Genomic DNA, 6,000 nt, shown 5'->3' with positions numbered 1-6,000 from the left:
CGCAGCATCGCCATCAGCGGATAGGCGGGACGACCGCCTTCACCCTTCGGGTAGTGCGGCTCGATCAGGGCGATCAGGCCCTGCCACGGCACCACCTGTTCCATTTCGATCAGGAACAGTTCCTTGCGGGTCTGCTTGCGCTTGCCGGCGTACTCGGCGTCGGCGAAGGTCATCTGCTTCATCGGAAAGCTCTGCGGGTGAAGTCGGCGGATTTTGCCAAATCAGGAAGTCTTTTTCAGAGTTTCCCTAACGGTCTAGACCCCAGGCATCAATCCCAGCTCAGAGCACCACCCGTCTGATACTCGATCACGCGAGTCTCGAAGAAGTTCTTCTCCTTCTTCAGGTCCATGATCTCGCTCATCCACGGGAACGGGTTGGTCGCCCCCGGGAATTCTTCCTTGAGGCCGATCTGGGTCAGCCGGCGGTTGGCGATGAACTTCAGGTATTCCTCCATCATCGCCGCGTTCATGCCCAGCACGCCGCGCGGCATGGTGTCGCGGGCGTATTCGATCTCCAGCTGGGTGCCCTGGAGAATCATCTGGGTGGCGTCGTCCTTCATCTGGGCATCCCACAGGTGCGGGTTCTCGATCTTGATCTGGTTGATCATGTCGATGCCGAAGTTCAGGTGCATGGACTCGTCGCGGAGGATGTACTGGAACTGCTCGGCGGTGCCGGTCATCTTGTTGCGGCGGCCCATGGAGAGGATCTGGGTGAAGCCGCAGTAGAAGAAGATGCCTTCCAGCACGCAGTAGTAGGCGATCAGGTTCTTGAGGAACTGGCGGTCGGTCTCCGGGGTGCCGGTGGTGAAGGTCGGGTCGGAGATCGAGCGGGTGTACTTGAGGCCCCAGGAAGCCTTCTTAGCGACGCTGGGAATCTCGTGGTACATGTTGAATATTTCGCCTTCGTCCATGCCCAGCGATTCGATGCAGTACTGGTAGGCGTGGGTGTGGATGGCTTCCTCGAAGGCCTGGCGCAGGATGTACTGGCGGCATTCAGGGTTGGTGATCAGGCGGTAGACGGCGAGCACCAGGTTGTTGGCCACCAGGGAGTCGGCGGTGGAGAAGAAGCCGAGGCTGCGCTTGACGATGCGCCGTTCGTCCTCGGTGAGGCCGTCCTTGCTCTTCCACAGGGCGATGTCCGCATTCATGTTGATTTCCTGCGGCATCCAGTGGTTGGCGCAGCCGTCCAGGTACTTCTGCCAGGCCCAGTCGTACTTGAAGGGCACCAGCTGGTTGAGGTCGGCGCGGCAGTTGATCATGCGCTTTTCGTCCACCTGCACGCGGGCGGCGGCGCCTTCCAGGTCGTTGAGGCCTTCCTGGATGTCGAGGTCGTCGAGGGCCTTCTTGGCGCGGGCGACGGCGTCGGAGTCGGCGGAGGAGACGGCGCGGGCGTCTTCCACGGAGCCGGCGGCTTCGTCGTCGAGCCTGTCGAGGGCGGCGGTGACTATGGGGGCCGCGGGCTTGGCGGCTACCGCTTCGGCGCCGTCTTCCTTGTCGAATTCATCCCAGCTGAGCATGTCGGGGCTCCTTTCTGGTGCAGCCGGCTGGCTGCGCTGTGGTTCGGTACGGGGGCCGGGAAGTCCCGGCCCCTTTCTCTAGGCTGTGCACGCTTTGGCCATGGCGGGCGGCTGCCGCTTGTGGCTCGCAGCTTGCCGTGTTGTTACTGGCAGGCTTCGCAGTCCGGGTTGTCGATGCTGCAGGCCTTGGGCACCGGGGCCGGTTGCGGGGCGGCCTGCAGGCTTTCGTCGATCACCGAGGACACGGCGTTGAGCTTGCCGGTGTTGATGGTGGATTTCTCGGTGCTGGTGGCGGCCAGGGCACGGAGGTAGTAGGTGGTCTTCAGACCGCGGTACCAGGCCATGCGGTAGGTGACGTCCAGCTTCTTGCCCGAGGCGCCGGAGATGTACAGGTTCAGCGACTGGGCCTGGTCGATCCACTTCTGCCGGCGGCTGGCGGCTTCGACGATCCAGCGCGGCTCGACTTCGAAGGCGGTGGCGTAGAGCTCCTTGAGATCCTGCGGCACCCGTTCGATCTGCTGCACGGAGCCGTCGTAGTACTTCAGGTCGTTGACCATGACCGCATCCCACAGGCCGCGGTTCTTCAGGTCGCGGACCAGGTAGGGGTTGATCACGGTGAACTCGCCGGAGAGGTTCGACTTCACGTAGAGGTTCTGGTAGGTCGGCTCGATGGACTGCGACACGCCGGTGATGTTGGCGATGGTCGCGGTCGGCGCGATGGCCATGATGTTGGAGTTGCGGATGCCCTTCTTCACGCGCTCGCGCACCGGAGCCCAGTCCAGGGTGCTGCTGCGGTCGACTTCGATGTACTTCTCGCCGCGCTGCTCGGCGAGGATCTGCAGGGAGTCGAGCGGCAGGATGCCCTTGCTCCACAGCGAGCCGTCGAAGCTGCTGTAGGCGCCGCGTTCGTCGGCCAGGTCGCAGGAGGCCTGGATGGCGAAGTAGCTGATGGCCTCCATGGACTTGTCGGCGAACTCCACGGCGGCGTCGGAGCCGTAGGGGATGTGCTGCAGGTACAGGGCGTCCTGGAAGCCCATGATGCCGAGGCCGACCGGGCGGTGCTTGAGGTTGGAGTTCTTCGCCTGGGGCACCGAGTAGTAGTTGATGTCGATGACGTTATCGAGCATGCGTACCGCGGTGCGGACGGTCTTCTCCAGCTTGGCCAGGTCGAGCTTGCCGTCGACGATGTGGTTGACCAGGTTCACCGAACCCAGGTTGCACACGGCGATCTCGTCGGCGTTGGTGTTCAGGGTGATCTCGGTGCACAGGTTCGAGCTGTGCACTACGCCCACGTGCTGCTGCGGGCTGCGCAGGTTGCACGGGTCCTTGAAGGTCAGCCAGGGGTGGCCGGTCTCGAACAGCATCGAGAGCATCTTGCGCCACAGATCCTTGGCCTGGACGGTCTTGTACAGCTTGATCTTGCCGTACTTGGTCAGCTCCTCGTAGTACTCGTAGCGCTCCTCGAAGGCCTTGCCGGTGAGGTCGTGCAGGTCCGGTACGTCGGAGGGGGAGAACAGGGTCCATTCGCGGTCCTCGAAGACGCGCTTCATGAACAGGTCCGGAATCCAGTTCGCGGTGTTCATGTCGTGGGTACGACGGCGGTCGTCACCGGTGTTCTTGCGCAGCTCGAGGAATTCCTCGATGTCCAGGTGCCAGGTTTCCAGGTAGGCGCACACGGCGCCCTTGCGCTTGCCGCCCTGGTTGACCGCCACCGCGGTGTCGTTGACCACCTTGAGGAAGGGCACGACGCCCTGGCTCTTGCCGTTGGTGCCCTTGATGTAGGAGCCCAGGGCGCGCACCGGGGTCCAGTCGTTGCCCAGGCCGCCGGCGAACTTGGAGAGCATGGCGTTGTCGTGGATCGCCTGGTAGATGCCGGAGAGGTCGTCCGGCACGGTGGTCAGGTAGCAGGAGGACAGCTGCGGGCGCAGGGTGCCGGCGTTGAACAGGGTCGGGGTGGACGCCATGTAGTCGAACGACGACAGCAGGTTGTAGAACTCGATGGCGCGCTCTTCCTTCTGCGGTTCCTCGATGGCCAGGCCCATGGCGACGCGCATGAAGAACACCTGCGGCAGCTCGAAGCGGATGCCGTCCTTGTGCAGGAAGTAGCGGTCGTAGAGGGTCTGCAGGCCCAGGTAGGTGAACTGCTGGTCGCGCTCGTGGTTCAGCGCGGCGCCCAGCTTGGCCAGGTCGAACTCGCGCAGCTTGGGATCGAGCAGTTCGAACTCGATGCCCTTTTCCACGTACACCGGCAGGGCCTTGGCGTAGAGCTCGGCCATCTCGTGGTGGGTGGCGCTCTCGGCGACGCCGAGGAAGCCCAAGGCTTCGGCGCGCAGGGTGTCCATCAGCAGGCGGGCGGTGACGTAGGAGTAGTTCGGCTCGCGTTCCACCAGGGTGCGCGCGGTCATCACCAGGGCGGTGTTGACGTCCTTCTCGGAGACGCCGTCGTAGAGGTTCTTCAGGGTGTCGCGCTCGATCAGCGCGCCGTCCACCTCGGCCAGTCCTTCGCAGGCCTCGCGGATGATGGTCTGCAGGCGGCCCAGGTCGAGCGGCTGCAGGCTGCCGTCCTCGCGGGTGACGCGGATGCTCGGGTGCGGCTGGGCCACTTCTTCGGCCGCGGCGGCGCTGCGCTTGCGCTCCTGAGCGCGGGCCTCGCGGTACAGCACGTAGTCGCGGGCGACCTTGTGTTCGCCGGCACGCATCAGGGCCAGTTCCACCTGGTCCTGGATCTCCTCGATGTGGATGGTGCCGCCGGAGGGCATGCGCCGCTTGAAGGTGGCGGTGACCTGTTCGGTCAGGCGCCGGACGGTCTCATGAATGCGCGAGGAGGCTGCGGCAGTACCGCCTTCCACAGCGAGAAAGGCCTTGGTGATGGCCACCGTGATCTTGTCGTCGGTGTACGGCACCACGGTGCCGTTGCGTTTGATCACGCGCAGCTGGCCGGGAGCAGTGGCGCTCACGTCCGGGGTTGCGTCGGCGACCGGAGGCACGCCGGCCTTAGGCTTCTCACTGGTGGTTTCGGTCTGCATGGGAGGTCTCCGCGATCTCTGAAATGGCTACGGCACCTCTGGGTGCCCTTGCACTTTGTTGACAAAAACACCCGGCGCGCGGCTTCAACCGAACGATCGGGAACTGCTTTGGGAATAGGGAAGATGTCTGGACTTCGGCACTTCCCTGGCTCCAAGTCTCGCTGGCGATTTTCGTGCCAGCACTACTACATCTTGTGGTGCGTCCTTGGGCACGGGTACACCGGAAAAGGCTCCCCGACGCGTCGCTCGCGATCCTCGGGGCATTGGCCGGCGCGGTTGCGCTGGGCCGGAATCTGGACGCTTTCTATGCACTTTCCGGGGCTCCGTGCCTGCCGCTGGTGCAACTTCTTTTAGTGTTGCGCTGTGAACCTGACCACAACATCTAGGGGGCGGTTACGGTGGCGATACAAGATAGTGCGGTGTGCCGGGGAAGGCAAGCCGTCGATCTGTGGATAACCTTGTGGGTTACTTTGGGGTAAGTTTCGCAAGCTCCGATGGTTGCTGGGCGAGATCGGAACGTGCCATTCGTCGTGCCTTTCGCGAGATTTTTTCTTGCCATCGGGCGCCCCGTGGGCCTGGTGGCCGAGACACAAGATATAGGGATTGGTCAAGAGTGGCGTGACGTCGTCCGGGGCATTGCTACAATGCCGCGCGTCGGCGGATCGGGGAGGCATAGATGGAGCAGACAGCCTGGCACATTCTGATCGTCGAGGACGACCAGCGCCTCGCCGAGTTGACCAGGGACTACCTGGCGGCCCACGGCCTGCAGGTGACCATCGAGGCCGATGGCGCCAGGGCGGCGCAGCGCATTCTCGCCGAGCGTCCGGATCTGGTGATCCTCGACCTGATGCTGCCGGGCGAGGACGGCCTGTCCATCTGCCGCAAGGTGCGCGACCGCTACAAGGGGCCGATCCTGATGCTCACCGCGCGTAGCGACGACATGGATCAGGTGCTCGGCCTGGAAACCGGCGCCGACGATTACGTGTGCAAGCCGGTACGCCCTCGCGTGCTACTGGCGCGCATCCGCGCCATGCTGCGCCGCCTGGAGGCGCCGGCCGGCGGGGAAGGGCCGCGGCGCCTGGAGTTCGGCCCCCTGGTGATCGACCAGGGAATGCGCGAGGCCTGGCTGCGCGGCGCGCCCATCGAGCTGACCAGCGCCGAGTTCGATCTGCTCTGGCTGCTCGCCTCCAACGCCGGGCGCATCCTCTCTCGCGAGGAGATATTCAGCGTGCTGCGCGGCATCGAGTACGACGGCCAGGACCGCTCCATCGACGTGCGCATTTCGCGCATCCGCCCGAAGATCGGCGACGACCCCATGCACCCGCGGCTGATCAAGACGGTGCGCAGCAAGGGCTACCTGTTCGTCGGCGAAGCGGCCGAAGGGCCGCTGTGAGCGTCCTGCGCATGTCCCGGACCGGCCGGCGCCCGGACGTCTGCCAGCCATATAGGAAGCCGCGG

4 protein-coding genes are annotated in these 6,000 nt (G+C 64.3%); 1 reads left to right on the top strand and 3 read right to left on the bottom strand.

The window, feature by feature from the left end; all coding sequences use genetic code 11:
* The 3 genes from H165_RS0106095 to H165_RS0106085 all read right to left on the bottom strand — a co-directional run.
* Positions 1-182, bottom strand: a 182-nt coding sequence (locus H165_RS0106095) for an IS5/IS1182 family transposase (RefSeq protein ID WP_017938024.1), incomplete at its 3' end; no start/stop codon positions are given.
* Between the two features lie 86 nt (positions 183-268).
* A complete protein-coding gene (locus tag H165_RS0106090; protein ID WP_017938023.1) occupies positions 269-1,516 on the bottom strand; it encodes a ribonucleotide-diphosphate reductase subunit beta in 1,248 nt (415 codons plus the stop codon).
* A 143-nt stretch (positions 1,517-1,659) separates the two neighbouring features.
* The gene (locus H165_RS0106085; RefSeq protein WP_017938022.1) at positions 1,660-4,542 is read right to left on the bottom strand and encodes a ribonucleoside-diphosphate reductase subunit alpha; all 2,883 of its coding nucleotides are present in this window, start codon (positions 4,540-4,542) and stop codon (positions 1,660-1,662) included.
* A 676-nt stretch (positions 4,543-5,218) separates the two neighbouring features.
* On the opposite strand from H165_RS0106085, the gene H165_RS0106080 reads away from it, so the two are divergent.
* Positions 5,219-5,935: a response regulator gene (locus tag H165_RS0106080; protein ID WP_017938021.1), complete on the top strand. Its 717-nt coding sequence runs from the start codon at positions 5,219-5,221 to the stop codon at positions 5,933-5,935.
* The last annotated feature ends 65 nt before the right edge of the window (positions 5,936-6,000 follow it).

Source organism: Pseudomonas thermotolerans DSM 14292 (assembly GCF_000364625.1).
GTDB lineage: Bacteria > Pseudomonadota > Gammaproteobacteria > Pseudomonadales > Pseudomonadaceae > Aquipseudomonas > Aquipseudomonas thermotolerans.
This window is presented reverse-complemented; position numbering and strand designations above follow the sequence as displayed.